The organism is Acinetobacter sp. YH12138, from assembly GCF_015218525.1.
GTDB classification, from domain to species: domain Bacteria; phylum Pseudomonadota; class Gammaproteobacteria; order Pseudomonadales; family Moraxellaceae; genus Acinetobacter; species Acinetobacter amyesii.
The window spans coordinates 1,281,872-1,299,127 of the sequence record NZ_CP048670.1; the positions used below are offsets into that span (position 1 = coordinate 1,281,872).

At 40.0% G+C, this 17,256-nt stretch carries 15 protein-coding genes; 11 read left to right on the forward strand and 4 right to left on the reverse strand.

Annotated elements, in window-relative coordinates:
- Positions 1-24 precede the first annotated feature (24 nt).
- Together G0029_RS06145 and dnaX are read left to right on the forward strand one after the other, a co-directional pair.
- Entirely contained in the window at positions 25-474 is a 450-nt protein-coding gene (locus G0029_RS06145; RefSeq protein ID WP_180107489.1) for a copper resistance protein NlpE N-terminal domain-containing protein, read from the forward strand.
- A 134-nt stretch (positions 475-608) separates the two neighbouring features.
- A complete protein-coding gene (gene dnaX / locus G0029_RS06150) occupies positions 609-2,828 on the forward strand; it encodes a DNA polymerase III subunit gamma/tau (protein WP_180107488.1) in 2,220 nt (739 codons plus the stop codon).
- A gap of 21 nt (positions 2,829-2,849) precedes the next feature.
- Here dnaX and G0029_RS06155 read toward each other — a convergent pair whose 3' ends face one another.
- Positions 2,850-3,281, reverse strand: a complete 432-nt coding sequence (locus G0029_RS06155) for an acyl-CoA thioesterase (RefSeq protein ID WP_180093557.1) — start codon at positions 3,279-3,281, stop codon at positions 2,850-2,852.
- 36 nt (positions 3,282-3,317) lie between these two features.
- Positions 3,318-4,478, reverse strand: coding sequence for an iron-containing alcohol dehydrogenase (locus G0029_RS06160; protein WP_180107487.1), 1,161 nt, complete (start codon positions 4,476-4,478; stop codon positions 3,318-3,320).
- A gap of 118 nt (positions 4,479-4,596) precedes the next feature.
- Here G0029_RS06160 and G0029_RS06165 point away from each other — a divergent pair, with 118 nt between their 5' ends.
- From G0029_RS06165 to G0029_RS06180, 4 genes are read left to right on the forward strand one after another with little or no spacing between them, the layout of a single operon-like run.
- Positions 4,597-5,112: a low molecular weight protein-tyrosine-phosphatase gene (locus G0029_RS06165; protein ID WP_180107486.1), complete on the forward strand. Its 516-nt coding sequence runs from the start codon at positions 4,597-4,599 to the stop codon at positions 5,110-5,112.
- Positions 5,113-5,121: 9 nt separating this feature from the next.
- Positions 5,122-6,159 (forward strand): UDP-N-acetylmuramate dehydrogenase, encoded by a 1,038-nt coding sequence (gene murB / locus G0029_RS06170; RefSeq protein WP_180110230.1) that lies wholly within the window; start codon positions 5,122-5,124, stop codon positions 6,157-6,159.
- A 21-nt stretch (positions 6,160-6,180) separates the two neighbouring features.
- A complete protein-coding gene (locus tag G0029_RS06175; protein WP_078188595.1) occupies positions 6,181-7,320 on the forward strand; it encodes a YdcF family protein in 1,140 nt (379 codons plus the stop codon).
- The gene (locus G0029_RS06180) at positions 7,320-8,363 is read left to right on the forward strand and encodes an alpha/beta hydrolase (RefSeq protein ID WP_180107485.1); all 1,044 of its coding nucleotides are present in this window, start codon (positions 7,320-7,322) and stop codon (positions 8,361-8,363) included. The genes G0029_RS06175 and G0029_RS06180 overlap by 1 nt, the downstream gene beginning before the upstream one ends.
- Before the next feature lie 435 nt (positions 8,364-8,798).
- Here G0029_RS06180 and G0029_RS06185 read toward each other — a convergent pair whose 3' ends face one another.
- Positions 8,799-10,469 (reverse strand): FMN-binding glutamate synthase family protein, encoded by a 1,671-nt coding sequence (locus tag G0029_RS06185; RefSeq protein WP_180107484.1) that lies wholly within the window; start codon positions 10,467-10,469, stop codon positions 8,799-8,801.
- A gap of 493 nt (positions 10,470-10,962) precedes the next feature.
- On the opposite strand from G0029_RS06185, the gene G0029_RS06190 reads away from it, so the two are divergent.
- A protein-coding gene (locus G0029_RS06190; RefSeq protein ID WP_085940648.1) for an IS4-like element ISAba1 family transposase occupies positions 10,963-12,053 on the forward strand; the annotation gives its coding sequence in 2 pieces (ribosomal slippage) (positions 10,963-11,503 and positions 11,503-12,053; 1,092 coding nt in all).
- Positions 12,054-12,235: 182 nt separating this feature from the next.
- Here G0029_RS06190 and G0029_RS06195 read toward each other — a convergent pair.
- A complete protein-coding gene (locus G0029_RS06195) occupies positions 12,236-13,234 on the reverse strand; it encodes a helix-turn-helix transcriptional regulator (protein WP_078193976.1) in 999 nt (332 codons plus the stop codon).
- A gap of 263 nt (positions 13,235-13,497) precedes the next feature.
- Here G0029_RS06195 and G0029_RS06200 point away from each other — a divergent pair, with 263 nt between their 5' ends.
- The 4 genes from G0029_RS06200 to G0029_RS06215 are packed head-to-tail and all read left to right on the forward strand — an operon-like array spanning position 13,498 to position 17,198.
- Positions 13,498-15,045 carry a circularly permuted type 2 ATP-grasp protein gene (locus G0029_RS06200; RefSeq protein ID WP_180107482.1) on the forward strand — a complete coding sequence of 516 codons (1,548 nt, stop codon included), beginning with the start codon at positions 13,498-13,500 and terminating at the stop codon, positions 15,043-15,045.
- A 22-nt stretch (positions 15,046-15,067) separates the two neighbouring features.
- A complete protein-coding gene (locus tag G0029_RS06205) occupies positions 15,068-15,670 on the forward strand; it encodes an alpha-E domain-containing protein (protein ID WP_180107481.1) in 603 nt (200 codons plus the stop codon).
- A complete protein-coding gene (locus tag G0029_RS06210) occupies positions 15,667-16,446 on the forward strand; it encodes a transglutaminase family protein (protein ID WP_180107480.1) in 780 nt (259 codons plus the stop codon). Before G0029_RS06205 ends, G0029_RS06210 begins: the two co-directional genes overlap by 4 nt.
- A 17-nt stretch (positions 16,447-16,463) precedes the next feature.
- Complete coding sequence (locus G0029_RS06215) at positions 16,464-17,198, forward strand: proteasome-type protease (RefSeq protein WP_180023501.1); 735 nt, start codon at positions 16,464-16,466, stop codon at positions 17,196-17,198.
- Positions 17,199-17,256 lie beyond the last annotated feature (58 nt).

The following is a 17,256-nucleotide window of genomic DNA, read 5'->3' on the forward strand; positions in this document are numbered from 1 at the left end:
GTTTTAGATTGCTGTGATATTCCTATGAAAAAAGTTGTTTTGATTCCCTTAGTAGCAACGTCGGCAATGTTGGGTTGTCAGGATTCAACTCAAACGAAATCAAAGGAGATAGAAGCAATTACTGCTGAAAAACAGCATGCATCATGGGTCGGTAATTTTAAAGGCACCACGCCGTGTATGGGCTGTCTTTCTCGTTGTGAAGATTGTCCCGGCATGGCTGTGGCTCTTGAGCTACATGAAGACCAAACCTATACACTCACTCGTGAAAGTCTAAGTGGTCATAACGAAGTAGAAGTGCTAAAAGGTGTAATTGGTTTTAAAGATGAATCAAAGCAGCAGCTAGAACTTATGAATGTGCAAACGCGCAATCTATTGTATGTAGATTTGGATCAGCAATTGCTAGAAATTCGTGAAGACCAGACGGCGAAACGCTATCAAATGCAGAGTGATTTCCTTTTAAATAAAGCAGTTTAAGCATTCGTAATTTATATTAAATTTGCCTGATCATTGTGATAGCTCAAGATCGGATTTTTATTGTCCAAACTCTGCCATTTATTTCACTATTAGACAAAAAAACAGTATGCTTACACCTGTAAAAAGGAGCATACATGTATCAAGTACTTGCACGAAAATACCGTCCACGAAATTTTATTGAACTCGTGGGACAAAACCATGTGTCACGCGCACTTACCAGTGCCTTAGAACGTGGTCGGTTACATCATGCGTATTTATTTACAGGTACTCGAGGTGTGGGTAAAACCACTATTGCCCGTATTTTGGCAAAATGTCTGAACTGTGAAACAGGTGTAACCTCAACGCCGTGTGAAGTTTGCCCAACGTGTAAAGCAGTAAATGAAGGTCGTTTTATTGATTTAATTGAAATCGATGCGGCATCACGGACCAAAGTTGAAGATACGCGAGAACTACTCGATAACGTTCCTTATGCTCCAACCCAAGGTCGCTTCAAGGTTTATCTAATCGATGAAGTGCATATGCTCTCTACGCATTCATTTAATGCGTTATTAAAGACGTTGGAAGAGCCGCCAGAGCATGTGAAGTTCTTATTTGCAACTACAGATCCACAAAAATTACCGATTACTGTCATTTCACGTTGCTTGCAATTTACTTTGCGTCCTTTAGCCGTGGATGAAATCACCACGCATCTGACAGATATCTTACAAAAAGAACAAATTCAAGCGGAGCAAGATGCGATTTGGCAAATTGCTGAATCGGCTCAAGGTTCACTGCGTGATGCGCTGTCACTGACTGATCAGGCGATTGCCTATGGTCAGGGTTCAATTCAGCACCAAGATGTCAAAGACATGTTGGGCCTAATTGACCGTACGATTATTTATGATTTGATTTTAGCCATTCATCAAAATCAGCGTGAACGCGTGAGTGCTTTACTCATGCAATTCCGTCAACAAGCACTGGATGTGTCGCTGGTATTAGATCAGTTGATTTCAACGTTACATGAACTGGCATTATTACAATACTTGCCAGATTTAGCGTTGAAATATAGTGCTGAGATCAATCAAAAAATTATGCAATTGTCGCAGTTGATTTCAGCTCAAGATTTGCAGTTGTATTATCAAGTCGCATGTAAAGGTCGGGCAGACTTGCAGTTGGCTGTGACACAAGAGCAAGGTTTTGAGATGTGTGTACTGCGTCTATTAGCATTTCGTCCATTACAGCCAAATGAAATGTTGGTTTCTGCTGTACAGCAAGAATCAGCCGCACAGCCACCGCTTGCTCAAAATCAGGCCGAAACAGTTCAGCCGACTCAAACACAGTCTTTGCAGCAACCCAATACCGTTGTTGAGTCTGCTGCGCAGGTTGCCACTGTTGAGCAGCCTGAAGCTGTACCCGCTGTAGACACATCGCCAGCTTTCGATGATTTTGATGATTCACATTATGATGACGATGATGGCTATGTTTCTGCACCTGCAGTCGATGAACCTTCATCTGATGATTTTTTAGATGATCCTGAAGAAGACGCAATAAGCCAAACTTCTACAGCATCTACAGCAAATGGCACTTTAGATACGCAAGAGGTTGCACCGGTTGAATCTGTATCGACACAGCAAAATGACACGCTTGTTATGGATGCCGTAGCAGAAGATACATTATTCGATTTAGATCCGATGCCGAGTACTGAAACTGCAGAAGTTGATGTAAGCGCTATAAATTTTGAAGATATTACACCTTTAGAACCAACAGCTTTAGAGTCAAAAAGTGTAGAGCCTGAAACAGCTCAGCCACATTTGATCAATGCCATTGAACCACAACATGTGGTGAATGAATCAGTTTCGGGTGCTCAAGGCGATAATGGTTTTGATCTAGCATCAGCACAAGTTACGCAAAGTTCCGTTTCTTCGGATGCTGTTCAAACGGGTTCATCTTCTACCTTGATGCCACAAGATATTTTGACTTTACAGCCTCAAACCCTTGAAGGTGAGTGGACGGTCGAAAAGTGGGAATATTGGTTCCGAAATAGTCAACTTTCACCTGCGGTACAAGAGTTGGCTCAGCATGGCATCATGCGCGGTACGATTGACGGTGAATCGACTTTCCATATTCCAAAGCGATACGAAGCTTTAGTGACTCAATTGCAGCATGTATTGGAACAAGCCATTCATGCGCAATGGTCAAAATGTCGTTTCCATATCAACTTTGAAGATGTCGAAGAAACCACACCGTATGCTTTACAACATGTCCGCAAGGAAAAGGCCTTTGCACGTGCAAATGAGTTATTACATGCAGAGCCTGTTGTGAAAGACTTACTCAAAAGCTTTGATGGTGAGTTGCAAAATATCCAGCTCAAATAAGTTTTAAGCTAGATATAAAAATTAAAGTAAAAATTGAGTTAAAGCATCTCGCATATCATCGGGTATCGAGGTGCTTTTTCGTGTTTGGCGGTCAACAAATACATGCACGAAATGTCCTTGAGCTGCAGCCTCATTTTGTCCTTGTTTAAAAATGGCTAAGTCATAGCGCAGTGAAGAATTACCAATTTTTTCAATCGCAACTCCAACTTCAATGATTTCTGGATAGGACAGTTCTTGTAAAAAGCTGCAGGCTGAATCGACCACTAAACCAATGATCGGGGTATTTCGCAAATCAAAACCGGCATGTTGAATCAATAGCGCATTTGCAGCGGTATCAAAATAGCTGTAATAAGTGACATTATTGACATGGCCATACATATCGTTGTCTGCCCAACGCGTTTGGATTGGAAATAAAAAACGATAGTTTTGGCGGCGTTTAGTTTCAGGTTTCATCGTTGGTATTTTCTTTATTTCAAAAATGAGTGAACTTTAGGCATAGATCGATTGGTAAATCTGGCGAGCGTCTTCAAACTGCAGTTCTCGCGGATTATTTTGTAATAGTCGAGTTTGTAATAATGCGTCTTCTGCTAAACGATCGAGCATATTTTCAGGCACATTCAGTTGGCTGAGTTTTAGCACCAAACCGCTCTGATCTAAATGATTTTGCATATGATCAATAAATAAATCACATAAACCATCGGTACAGCCCGTACTGTATGGATCTAGCCAACTCATGAGTTCTGCATAATGCTGCTTGGCCTGAGGTGCATTAAACTTTAACACTTCAGCGAGAACCAGTGCATTGGTATGACCATGCGAGAGATGAAAGTGTCCACCGAGTGGATAGGCGAGTGCATGCACCGCTGCAACTGGCGCATTAGCAAAGGCCTGACCTGCAAGCATTGAACCGACCAGCATGTGCTGACGCGCTTCGAGGTTATGTCCGTCGTGTAAAACCAGCGCTAAATTTTTATTTAATAAACGCAAAGCTTGTTTAGCAAGCATATCCGCATACGGATTTTTTTTAATTTTTGATGTATAGGCTTCAATGGCATGCACCATGGCATCGATACCGGTTGCTGCGGTAATGTGTGCGGGAAGATTTAATGTAAAGTTCGCATCGAGGATACAGATATCGGCATATAGTACAGGGGAGACGATACCTGTTTTGGTGGTTTCACCTGTAGTGACGATAGAGATTGGTGTGACTTCAGAGCCGGTCCCTGCCGTTGTCGGAATCAAAATGAGTGGCAAGCGTGGTCGTTTTGCATTAGCTACACCATATAAATCACTGATCTGTTGTGTTTGCTTAGGATGAGCCAAGATCGCAATAATTTTAGCCACATCCATTGAACTTCCACCACCAAATCCAATAATCAAATCCACTTTTTCATTCTTGGCAAATTGAACTGCATCCAAAACTATATGTTCTGCAGGGTCAGCTTGAATACTGGAATAAATCACATAATCTTGATGGATACTTTCTAAAATATCCAAAATGGGTAAATGTAATTGTTGTTGCAACATACCGGGGTCGGTCACAAGCATGACACGCTTGGCTTTAAAGTCGCCTAGGACCTCTCTCAGTTGGGAAATAGAGCCTAAGCCTGAAATAATATTGCTGACGGTTTGAAACTGAAATTGACTCATTGGCTTATCCCTAATTTTTTATATCCAAATAAACATTATTCTTGAGTGTTGATATAGGATTCATCCTGTAAATAACTTAACATAAGACGCTTGAAATAAAAGTAGTCTTGAGGTTGTTATGTCATCCAGCACGCCATATAAGGTGTTGTGTGTTTGTTTAGGAAATATTTGCCGTTCACCTACGGCTGAAGTGGTTCTCAGACATTTTTGTGATGAAGCGCAACTCAATGTTCACATCGACTCTGCGGGTACGAGCAATTATCATCCGGGCAAAGCGCCTGATCTACGTAGCCAACAGCATGCAAAATTACGTGGCTATAACTTATCTGCATTACGCGCACGTCAGTTAACGGTTCATGATTTTATTGAATTTGATTTGATTTTGGCCATGGACTACGAAAATTTAGACAATATTCAAAACCTCATGCAAAAGGCGCAGCAACAATTCGGTCAACTACGTGCACAAGTGTCTTTGATGAGTCAACATGATCACCAATATCCGCAACAAGAAGTACCAGATCCGTACTATGGTGGTGATGCAGGGTTTGAACATGTATTAGATCAATGCGAATCTAGCAGTCAGGCTTGGGTCAATTATTTAAAAACTCAGTTACAAGCACAGCAAAAAAATTAAGGTTTAAGAATGCAAATTCAAACACAGGTTCAGCTTAAGCCATTTAATACATTAAGCCTCGATGCTGTAGCATCTCATTATGTACGTGTTCAATCGGTAGAAGATATCCAAGCAGCGCTCGACTTTGCCAAAGCTGAGCAATTAAATGTATTGGTACTTTCAGGAGGCAGTAATATGCTGTTGCCTGAGCAAATACATGCTTTAGTGATGCACATGGATATTCAAGGTATTGAATATGTACAAGACGATGCCGATACACAGACTTTAAAAGTGGGTGCAGGGCAAGTGTGGCATGACTTTGTGCTTTGGACGACGGCACACCAGTTTTATGGCTTACAAAATTTAGCATTGATACCCGGTTTAGTCGGTGCTTCACCTGTACAAAATATAGGAGCTTATGGTGTTGAGGCGGGTGAATTTATTGAATCTGTGCAGGTCTATGACCGAGTAACAGAACAGCAAAGTAGTATTAGCGCTGCCGATTGCCATTTTTCATATCGTTATAGTATTTTTAAAGATGAGCCAGAGCGCTTTATTATTACGCATGTCACGTTTAAACTTTTAAAACATGCCGATTTAAAATTAAATTATGGTGATTTAAAGCAGGCGGTAGGTGAAGACTTAAGTGCAGAAAACCTACAACAACAAGTCATTCATATTCGTCAAACCAAACTTCCAGATCCAAAAGAATTTCCAAATGTCGGAAGTTTCTTTAAAAATCCTGTGATTAGCCAGCAAGCCTTTGACCAAATTGCGCTGCAATTTCCCAATTTACCCCATTACCCACAACCGAATAATGCGGTAAAACTGGCAGCGGGCTGGTTGATTGACCAAGCAGGTTGGAAAGGGAAATCTGTGGGTTCAGTGGGTATGTTCCATAAGCAAGCTTTGGTGTTGGTCAATTATCAGGACGCCACGCTGCAAGATGTACGTACAACTTACAAAGCTGTACAACATGATGTTTTTGAAAAATTTAATATTGAACTACATCCTGAGCCTGTATTATTTGATACAAATGGCTTGATTCGATCTCACGCAGATCAATAAAAACACATAGGCTTTAGATTTATGCATAAAACACATTGGATGGTTCGCTTAGTACAAATTGCCGCAGTGCTATTTGTACTTTTGGGCTGTCTAATGATTTTTATCTATACGCCGTTTTATTCTAAATTGATCGTTAAAAGTTTAAATTATTTCGTTCCTGTAGAAGTCAATCAGCTCGCAGCGCAAAGTCAAAAACTCGGCGCCTTGAGTGATGATGATAACTATGAGCCGGGTTCTGACTTATGGATAGCGCGCCAAGCGTATTTAAAACTCATGGAGCAAGCCATACAGTCTGATGAGCCTCAAGATTTAACCCTTATACAAGCACGTTATAAGGCGTTACAGCAGCTCATTGAAGAAGAACATGAAAAAGAAAAGAATGATAGTCAAAAGGACATACCGAAAGTACCTCTGCTGAATCCTTCTGCGTCCGAGGCGGCTTCTTCTGAAGCATTGGCGGAAAATCCTGCTCAAAAAATGAAAGAGCTGCTTGAGCTCAATAGTGCGGAAAATAAAGGACTGATGACTCAATATACCGAGTTCTTAAAAACCCATGAAATTGAGCAAGCGGCTTCAGAAGCGGAACCGATCGATGATGAAACATATCTTGATCTGGCCAAAATGAAAGATAAAACCCTGAAGCAGCCAACCGCAGAGCCGTATGCGATCGTGGTGTTAGGTGGTGGTTTAACCTTAGATAAAAATGATAAAGATATCGTAGTGAATGACTACACACGACTTCGACTGGAAAAAACACTCGATGTCGAACGTGCCAATAAGTTACCGATTGTACTGAGTGGTGTTGAAGCACCGTATATGCAAGCATGGTTGAAGCAATATGATGTCGATGCGAAATTGCTTGAAGACCGCAGTATGAATACTTGCGAAAATTCGCGTTTTAGTTCGTTGCTTTTACAGAAAAAAGGTGGGGCACCGACGGTTATTTTAATCACTGACCAATATCATATGCCTCGAACACGTCGTTTATTTGCATTAAATGGTATCGAAACCATTCCTGTTGTTGCACCTATGCCAACGACACTAACCACATGGCGACCAAGTGAAAAAAATTATGACCATAGTCGTCGTGCTAATTATGAATTATTAGCCACCTTACGTGATGTTTGGTTTGGCTCAAGTGACTGTCGGGAGGTCCCATAATGTCAGATATCCCATTTCTTAATCCTTCAATCCTTAAACAATTAGATCTTCCAGTTCCAAGTCGAGAATTAACCCCACAAGTATTAGAACCGCTGAATTTAAATCGACTGTTTGAGCCTAGTGTTGAAATACAGTCATATCGACGACTTTATGGTTTAGATGCCTTGAACTGTGAACATTGGCAAGGATATGTAGAAATGCCTTTGTTCAAATTACATGTACAAGTATTTCAACCGAAACTGAAAACTGAAACGGATGTCATTAAAGGCACTGTATTTTTATTGCATGGTTATTTAGAGCATAGTGGAATATATCAGCCGATTATTCGTGAACTCTTAGATCAAGGTTTTAGTGTTTTAACCTATGATTTACCGGGGCATGGTCTAAGTAATGGATCGCCAGCCAGTATTCAAAACTTTGATCATTACCAACAAGTTTTGGAAGCAGTATATCGTTATGTGAAACATGCGGCTCAACTACCAACCCCATGGTTAGGGATTGGGCAGAGCACGGGTGGAGCGATTTGGCTGCATCATCTGTTAGATTTTGCTGAACATCGCAAAAACCCTTATGTCGAACGGGTTTTATTATTATCTCCGCTGATTCGCCCTGCAAAAACGGCATGGTGGCATAACTCGGTTGGATTAGGCATTATTCGTCGTATTAAACGTGAAGTGCCACGTCATTTTAGACGGAATAATCATAACCCTGAGTTTTTACGTTTTGTCCGCTTAAAAGATCCACTACAACCTCGAATGATGGGGATGGATTGGATTTTGGCCATGTCAAAATGGATGCAGGAGATGGAAGAACGCCCAGCGTGCCGTATTCCAGTGTGGTTAGCGCAAGGCGCACAGGATCAAACTGTAGATTGGCGTTATAACATTGAGTTTATACGTCGTAAATTTCGTTTACAGACGCTTCTCATGCTTGAAGAAGGTTCGCATCAGCTGATTAATGAACGTGCCGATATTCGTGCTGCATTAACAGGTTTGATCCCGGCATTCTTGCATGCTCAATCGAATAGCAAGTCTTATTACTAACTGATGTTACGCACTAACATCAGGAGCGTAATTTGATTCAAATAAAAGTACGATACGCGGGAAGGTCATCCGCAAGTGTTTGAGACTGGACTACTCCTAATCAAAAATGTTTTTGCAATACTTTGAATAATTTGACGCTAGTGAACGAGTTTTGTTGGTGAGGTGCATTGCACCGCAAGATGGTTTCCTTGCGAAGCTTTGCTTCTCATTTTGCCGAAACAAAAGTACCTCCAGCCGAAGGGTAATCCCGTTATTTAAGCCCTAGATGTAAGACTCCGTCGAATAGGCTTAAAAATTATTTTAAAAATGCGTATTTACTTTTACGCGCGTAACATCAGTTACTAATTGACGATTGAGCACAGCTTACCTTAATCAGTGTGATGGATCTAGACGAAAAAAAAGAGGCGTAGTTGCCTCTTTTTTATGCGGTAGGAATCAGAACTTTTCTAGATGAGCCATATTCCACATACGGAAATAGAAGTTTTCTTCATCTTTATTTTCACAACTGAGTAACTCCCCATCCTTTAACCAAAAATGTAGCTGTGCATAGTTTTTAATTTCACGGTTGTTAATGCGCTGTGCTAGATGGTGTGCACGGATATCCGACGGGTGTTGTAAACCCGCAGAGGCAATAAGTTCAGATAAACCATGCATGGTGTTTTTATGGAAATTAAAAACACGCTCTGCTTTGGTCGGAACATGGATGGCTTTTTGACGGTCTTTGTCTTGTGTCGCAACGCCAACTGGACATTGGTTGGTATGACAGCTTTGAGCTTGAATACACCCAACTGCAAACATAAAGCCACGAGCTGAGTTGACCCAATCTGCGCCAATTGCCATGGTACTGGCAATATCAAAAGCACTAATAATTTTACCACTGGCACCGATTTTAATTTTTGAACGTAAGCCTGCACCAATCAGGGTGTTATTGACAAAGAGTAGGCCTTCACGCAGTGGCGTACCCATATTATCGATCAATTCAATCGGCGCAGCGCCAGTCCCACCTTCAGAACCATCCACTACGATAAAATCAGGTGTAATCCCTGTATGTAACATGGCTTTTACGATACTCATAAATTGCCATGGTTGCCCGATACACAGTTTAAAACCCACAGGTTTGCCTTCTGACAGTTCGCGCAATTGCTGAATAAATTGCATCATTTCAATAGGGGTGCTAAAGGCAGGATGGCTAGATGGAGAGATACAGTCATGTTCACGGCTGACACCACGGATTTGAGCAATCTCTTCGGAAATTTTGTCTTTAGGTAAAATGCCACCATGGCCTGGTTTTGCACCTTGAGATAATTTGATCTCAATCATTTTGACTTGAGGGTGCTTGGCTTGTTCAGCAAAACGTACAGGGTCGAATTGACCATCAATCGTACGGCAGCCAAAGTAACCACTACCGAGTTCCCAAACAATATCGCCACCATTTTCCAAGTGATAAGGACTAATACTGCCTTCACCGGTGTCATGGTAGAAATTGCCCATTTTTGCGCCTAAGTTTAAGGCACGAATGGCATTGGCACTTAAGCTACCAAAGCTCATCGCAGAGATGTTTAATATTGATGCGCTATACGGTTGCTTACATTGCTCATTGCCGATGTTAATACGGAATGTTTCAGGAATGGCAGGAATGCAAGGTGACAAGGAGTGATTGATAAAGCGGTAATCATTTTGGTAAACATCAACAATTGAACCAAATGGTTTATCTGCATTTTGATTTTTTGCACGTTGATAGACCAAGCTGCGTTGCATACGAGAAAAGGGCAGTGCATCTTGATCAGATTCAATAAAATATTGGCGAATTTCAGGTCGAAATTCTTCAAATAGAAAACGAAAGTGCCCCATGATAGGGTAATTTTTTAAGATCGAATGTTTGTTTTGTATGACGTCATACAAACCCAATAAGCTTAAAAGCCCAGTAATGACCCAGATACTATTCAATAAGGTTTGTGGAAAAAAATATTGAATATAACGAGGGGAATAACCTAAATGAAAACTCGAAATGAGTAGGAAGATAAAAATACAAGCAAACCAAATTGAATGCCGAGAAAAAAAAGTATTTAGTAGCTTGTGGCGAATAGTTTGCGCTGGACTGGCCATATTTTGAAAAATCTTATTCAGCTCATTTGCTCATAATTTGCCGAGTTTATGCACAATGCTCAAGCTTTAATTTGTTGATTCAGTGTAGCATTTATAAAAAACAGCACTGAAGTTGGATGAATTTTTCATTTAAAGCCAAATCAGATAAGAAAAGCAGGAATGTTCTTTAAGAAAATTTGTGAAAAGCAGCGCGGTTCTTGTTATTTCACAGTACGCAAAATGGAGGTTAAAGTGATTTTACTTTCTAAACACGAGGTGCTGAATATGACTATGAAATCTATTCGTTATAATAATGCCGACCTAGCCTGCCTATGTCAGTAATTGATTATAGCCATGAGAAATTAGCGCTATGGCATAAGGTATTCAGCAGATACTTATGCTGTAGTTCCTTTGACCTAAACGACTAAAATTACAAAAATATTCTCTGTACACGACAAAAATAGATAACTCATTGAAATAATGTCACAATAATTGTTTTCTAACGACGAATACTATGACACATCTCAATGAGTTATATCTTATCTTAAACAAATCTCTAAAATGGAACAAGTCACATTTAAAGTGCTTTGCGCTCATCATGCTTGTGATTATTTTAAAGCAAACATGTAATCTTTCTTCTGCATCTAAAGCCTTGCCCATCAAGTGTTTACCACAATCATTTTATCGACGTATGCAGCGCTTCTTTGCAGGTCAGTATTTTGATTATCGTCAAATTTCTCAGTTGATTTTCAATATGTTTTCATTCGACCAAGTGCAACTGACTTTAGATAGAACCAATTGGAAATGGGGAAAACGAAATATTAATATCCTGATGCTCGCAATCGTTTATCGTGGAATAGCGATACCTATCCTTTGGACATTGCTTAATAAACGTGGAAATTCAGATACGAAAGAGCGTATTGCTTTGATTCAACGCTTTATAGCCATTTTTGGTAAAGACCGTATTGTGAATGTGTTCGCAGACAGAGAGTTTATCGGTGAGCAGTGGTTTACATGGTTAATTGAACAAGACATCAACTTCTGCATTCGTGTTAAAAAAACTTCATTGTCACCAATCATTTAGGAAAGAATCATAAAATTAGTGATTTATTTCGCCATCTTAAAGTTGGTCAAATTGAATGTCGTAAACGACGGATTTTGGTTGGTCGGGTGAAACTATATATAAGTGCACTACAGTTAGAAAATGGAGAGCTTTTACTCGTCGTTTCTCCTCAGTTTAATGCCAATGCTATTCAGGATTATGCATTACGCTGGGAAATTGAAACCTTATTCAGTTGTCTCAAAGGACGCGGGTTTAATCTTGAAAATACGCGCTTGACAGACCCTAGACGAGTGAAAAAATTGATTGCGGTGTTAGCTATAAGCTTCTGTTGGTGTTACTTAACGGGTGAATGGCAACATAATCAAAAAAAAGCGATAAAAATAAAGAAGCATGGACGACTCTCAATGAGTTTATTTCGCTATGGTTTAGACTATGTTCAAATGGCGATTCAGCGTTTAATTGGTTTTGGGAAAAAAGAAGAGTTTAAGGAAATTTTGGCAATTTTAAGAAAGCAGAATCCTGATAGGATAAGGGTTCTGTGAAATTTGTCGTGTACAGAGAAAAATATTCTAAGAAATTATCCAGTCCCAGCGTTGGGACTTTTTTATGTGTTGGTATTTTAATGGAAAATCTAAGCAAAAAATTAAGTGCTAAATATTTATTATGAAATAAAAGTTGCTACCTCAAATTTAATATTTCAGGTAGCAGAAAGTCTGAGATCGGTTTAGTCATTGCGTTGTTGTACAACCATAGCGACTTCTTCAGGTTCAATTTTCTGAATCTTTTTACCAAAACTACGCAGCCACCATGTTAACTGAGAGGTAAAAGGTACTGTTGCACTAACTTCCACCCAGCCATCTTCGGTTTTTTGAATCACTTGATCTTTACTTAGCTGACTTTCTTCAAAATAAACCGCCTCTGCTTCAGACATGGTTAATTTAAGCTGAATCATTTCAGTCGGCTTATTGAAGTCCACACGGAAGCCAAGCGCTCCAGAGTCAATATAGGCATCGATATCAAAATCGACAGGGTGTAATGCACGTGAATTTAAGACCGTAGCAGATTTAAAACGATGTAAAGCAAAGGTTTGGATGTCTGTTTTGTCATGACGTGTGCAAACCAAATAGATAATAGCACCTTTTTGGACCAAAGCCAGTGGATTTAAAATATAGGTCTTTTCTTCACTTTGTTGTCCACGACCTTGATACAGACATTCAAGTTGTTTGTCTTGTAGTAAGCCTTCATAAATCGATTGCTGTGCTGCTTTTTCAACCACAGGAGGAATCAATGGCTGAGTAGCTGGCACGATTCGCACGCGGTTAATCCACTGACGGACATTATTTTGCGACGACAAACTTCGACGTGCGAGATCAAACCAAGGATTCATTTCTTCAATTAAGCTTGGTGGAAGCAAATGTTTTAGGTGTTCCTCAACCATCATAAAGGTGACCGCCTGCGAGCTGGTCATATGTGGCAAGCTTTGAATCGGTGCATCGGAACGCCAACGCCAGCCTTGTGGCGTTGTTTTACTGCTCTCAATTGGGAAACGTAGAGAAATTTGATTTAAGTCACGTTGAATGGTGCGTAGGCTGATATCAATGCCTTCACGGTTCAGTATTTCTTGTAATTCACGAGTACCCATCCACTTACCTGTGGACAGTCGTGAAAGAATTTGCCACTGACGATAGAGGCTGTTTGACGTTTCTTTTTCTTGTGAAGACATAATCTAGTGCTTGAACTTGAACTTAAATAAATAAAAATGATGCTGTGGGACACAATAAGAAATCTTCCTGCGTTAAGCAAGTCTTCATCTGAAAAAAAACTAAGATGATTTTAATAACGCAATTTGACACAACTTGAGCAGTTACATGCTGTACCACATTGTAAAAATGATGCATAAATAATCAAAGAGAAGCAGCATATGTATTGATGGCATATATATTGCTTTATCTTATTTACAAAACATGACAAAAACATGGAGTTGCTATGCTGAAAGAAAATCGTAATACAACTTCAAATGGAATTGAGGGTTATGAGGCAAAGTTGGTCAATACTTCTGTCTCTACATTAAAAAATTTACCTCTTGCTCGAGGACATGCGCTGTTTAATCAATTTAATTCGGATTTTTTTAATGAAATGCGCGACAGTAAAACGGTAGCTAAAGAATCATGCCAACGGATAGAGCAGTGGTTATCACAGCATACACTTGATGAATTAAAACAACTAAATCAGGTAGCAAAACAACATTTTCTCTATGAGGGTATTACCTTTACAGTGTATGGCGAAGATGAAGGCATTGAACGCACTATTCCTTATGATCTTATTCCTCGTGTGATTGCACGAATGGAATGGAATAATTTATCACTGGGCTGCGCACAGCGCGTGAAAGCTCTCAATCTGTTTTTACATGATGTCTACCATCAACAAGATATTTTAAAAGCAGGAATTATTCCTGAACTGCAAGTCTTAACGCATGAAGCCTATTTGCCACAAATGTATATGCATGGGCTAAAAGGTAAAATTTATAGCCAAATCAGTGGCATTGATATCATTCGAGATCAATCAGGCGAATTTTACGTCCTTGAGGATAATCTTAGAACACCGTCGGGTGTGTCATATATGCTAGAAAGCCGTAAGATCAGTCAAAAACTGATGCCTGAACTTTGCCAGCAAAGCAACATTATGGGGATTGAGCAGTATCCGCAGCTTTTACGTGAAATTCTTGCAGAAAATGCCTACGTCGATAATCCGTTTATCGTGGTTTTAACCCCTGGGCGTTTTAACAGTGCGTATTATGAACATGCCTTTTTGGCAAGGGAGATGGATGTACCCTTAGTGACATCGCGTGACCTTTATGTAGAAAACGATAAGGTTTATGTGAAAACCATCAAAGGTCGACAACAGGTTGATGTAATTTATCGTCGTGTGGATGATGCTTTCCTCGATCCATTATGTTTCAAACCTGACAGTACTTTGGGCGTAGCAGGGCTCATGTCAGCGTATATGCAGCATAATGTGGTCATTGCAAATGCACCGGGAACAGGCGTAGCAGATGATAAATCGATTTATCCTTATGTGGATAAAATGATTCATTTCTATTTAGGCGAACAAGCGATCCTGAAAAATGTGCCGACCTATCAATGTCGTGAGCAGAACGACTTAGACTATGTGCTGTCGAATATCGAAAAATTGGTAGTAAAAGAAGCACAGGGTTCAGGTGGATACGGCATGCTGATCGGTCCACAAGCCTCTTTACAAGAATTAAATAGCTTTAAAGATAAAGTGGCCGCAGCACCACATTTATATATTGCACAGCCGACTTTAAATTTATCTGTCAGCCCAACCCTAAGTGAGGCCGGTGTTTCGGAACGCCATATCGATTTGCGTCCATTTGTACTGAGTTCTCCATATCGAACTGAAATTGTACCGGGTGGCTTAACTCGTGTCGCGATGCAAGCAGGTTCATTGGTAGTGAATTCTTCGCAAGGCGGTGGTATTAAAGATACGTGGGTAGTAGATGATTTACGCTCATAGCACTCCAGTGAAGGAGCAAAACATGATTTTATTAAACAGTAATGCAGAACATATTTTTTGGTTGGGGCGTTATTTAGCACGCACTCAATATTTATGCAGTATTTTTCCATTTCAAGATGTCGATACGGCATTGAACTATGCACATGCTTTTTGTTTACCAGCATTTGATGCCGACTCAATGAATGAATTGGTTTTAAATTCCGAGCAACCGGCGTCATTTTACAGCCAATTTAAATATGCGCAAAGTAATATACAGGACTTAAGGGGTGTACTTTCAGCAAAAAGTTATGCAGAACTCAGCCGTTTAATTCGTAATGCGAGTGATAACCCAGGTTATATCTGTGACGTGGTAACAGATTGCCAAGATGTTTTAGAGTCCGAATCTGAAGATGTATTTTTATTTTTTAGTTTAGGACAAGCCATAGAGCAGCTTGATCGTCAGCTACGCATGCAGCAGGACATTCAACACACCATTGCGAAGATTGAACATATCGTAATCGCTTTAGTTCAGTTTGGCTGGGAAAGTGTGCAAGAGGCATGGCAGGCACTAAAGCAACAACCGAATAGCCAAAATTTTTACCATTTCAGTGATCATATCCAAAATATGTTTGAGGTGGCTGTATGAGGCTAATGATCAACCATCAGACCCATTATGTTTACACTGATGTGGTTAGCAGAAGCATTCAATATATCAAAATGACCCCATCCACTAATGCGCATCAACAGGTGCAAAATTGGGATGTGAGTGTACCGGGGCAACGTGATATGCAATTGGATACTTTTGGTAATGTGTGGTTGACCACAACGCAGAGCGAACCTTATCTTCAAATGACCATTATGGCGCAGGGCATCGTAGAGATGAATTTGAGTTTAAATGATTCAAATGCGGATGATTTAAACCCGAAATTGTTTTTACAGCCAACGCCGAGTACGCAATGCGACATTTACATGAAAAGTTTTGCCGATTGTTATGTCCCTCGTATCAATCGTGTCAATCTAATTCGTTTGGCTGAAGCGATCTTGGCGCATATTCCCTATGTTTCGAATCAGACATCTGTACATACTTCTGCAATAGATGCTTTTCATTATAAGCAGGGGGTATGTCAGGATCATACTCATGTCATGATCGCAATGTGTCGCTATTTGGGTATTCCTGCACGATATATTTCTGGGTATTTATTTGTACCGAATAGTAGCCATCTTGCTAGTCACGCTTGGGTAGAAGTCTATATCGAAAATAAATGGTATTGTTTTGATGTCAGTAATCAGCTATTTACACCACAATCACATATTTATGTCGCGATTGGGCGGGATTACTGGGATGTAGCTCCTGTAAGAGGCGTTCGTGATAAAGGTGGTACTGAGTCAATGAGCTCAATTGTACAAGTGTTGAGTTGTTAATCATTTGAGGGATAAAAATGACCTATTGTTGTGCATTACGATTAAAAGATGGCATGGTATTTGTCAGTGATACACGTACAAATGCAGGAGTTGACCATATTTCAGTTTTTCGTAAACTTTATACCTTTGGTATTGCGGGTGAGCGATTTATTACCATCCAAACCTCTGGGAATTTAGCTACTACACAAGCGGTCATCGGGCATTTACAAAATCAGCTAGAGGTCAAACAAGAGCCGAATTTATATAGTGTAAATACGATGTTCGAAGTGGCTGAATTGGTCGGGCATACCTTAAAAAAAGTTATCTCTGATGTCACCTCTGATATTTTAGAACAAAGTAATTATTACTGTAGTTTATTAGTAGGTGGTCAAATTGGTAGCGCTGATATGCAGCTATATAATATCTATCCGCAAGGTAATTTTATTTGTGCGACACCGGATACCCCATATTTTCAAATTGGAGAAAGTAAATATGGTAAGCCGATACTTGACCGAACTTTGCGTTACGATATGCCACTCGATGAAGCAATGCGTTGTAGCTTAATTTCTTTTGATTCAACGATACGTTCGAATGTGTCTGTAGGTATGCCTTTAGATGCTTTGGTTTATAAAAAGGACAGTTTAGAAATACCAAATGGTAAGCGCATTTATGAAGAAGACCCATACTTCACCATGATCAGTAAAGGCTGGTCAGAAGCATTGCGTCAGGGCTTAATAGAATTGGCAAAACCAACAGCTGACTATTTTCAATAACGATTTGATCAACGAATAGATCAATTTAAAAAGCGAATAAAAAAAGCGAGATAAAAAA

Bases quoted from the DNA above. Each gene is read 5' to 3' on its own strand.
- murB (WP_180110230.1), top strand. From the start codon at position 5,122: ATGCAAATTCAAACACAGGTTCAGCTTAAGCCATTTAATACATTAAGC.
- G0029_RS06165 (WP_180107486.1), top strand. From the start codon at position 4,597: ATGTCATCCAGCACGCCATATAAGGTGTTGTGTGTTTGTTTAGGAAAT.
- G0029_RS06160 (WP_180107487.1), bottom strand. From the start codon at position 4,478: ATGAGTCAATTTCAGTTTCAAACCGTCAGCAATATTATTTCAGGCTTA.
- G0029_RS06200 (WP_180107482.1), top strand. From the start codon at position 13,498: ATGCTGAAAGAAAATCGTAATACAACTTCAAATGGAATTGAGGGTTAT.
- G0029_RS06175 (WP_078188595.1), top strand. From the start codon at position 6,181: ATGCATAAAACACATTGGATGGTTCGCTTAGTACAAATTGCCGCAGTG.
- G0029_RS06185 (WP_180107484.1), bottom strand. From the start codon at position 10,469: ATGGCCAGTCCAGCGCAAACTATTCGCCACAAGCTACTAAATACTTTT.
- G0029_RS06145 (WP_180107489.1), top strand. From the start codon at position 25: ATGAAAAAAGTTGTTTTGATTCCCTTAGTAGCAACGTCGGCAATGTTG.
- G0029_RS06155 (WP_180093557.1), bottom strand. From the start codon at position 3,281: ATGAAACCTGAAACTAAACGCCGCCAAAACTATCGTTTTTTATTTCCA.
- G0029_RS06195 (WP_078193976.1), bottom strand. From the start codon at position 13,234: ATGTCTTCACAAGAAAAAGAAACGTCAAACAGCCTCTATCGTCAGTGG.
- G0029_RS06180 (WP_180107485.1), top strand. From the start codon at position 7,320: ATGTCAGATATCCCATTTCTTAATCCTTCAATCCTTAAACAATTAGAT.
- dnaX (WP_180107488.1), top strand. From the start codon at position 609: ATGTATCAAGTACTTGCACGAAAATACCGTCCACGAAATTTTATTGAA.
- G0029_RS06215 (WP_180023501.1), top strand. From the start codon at position 16,464: ATGACCTATTGTTGTGCATTACGATTAAAAGATGGCATGGTATTTGTC.
- G0029_RS06210 (WP_180107480.1), top strand. From the start codon at position 15,667: ATGAGGCTAATGATCAACCATCAGACCCATTATGTTTACACTGATGTG.
- G0029_RS06205 (WP_180107481.1), top strand. From the start codon at position 15,068: ATGATTTTATTAAACAGTAATGCAGAACATATTTTTTGGTTGGGGCGT.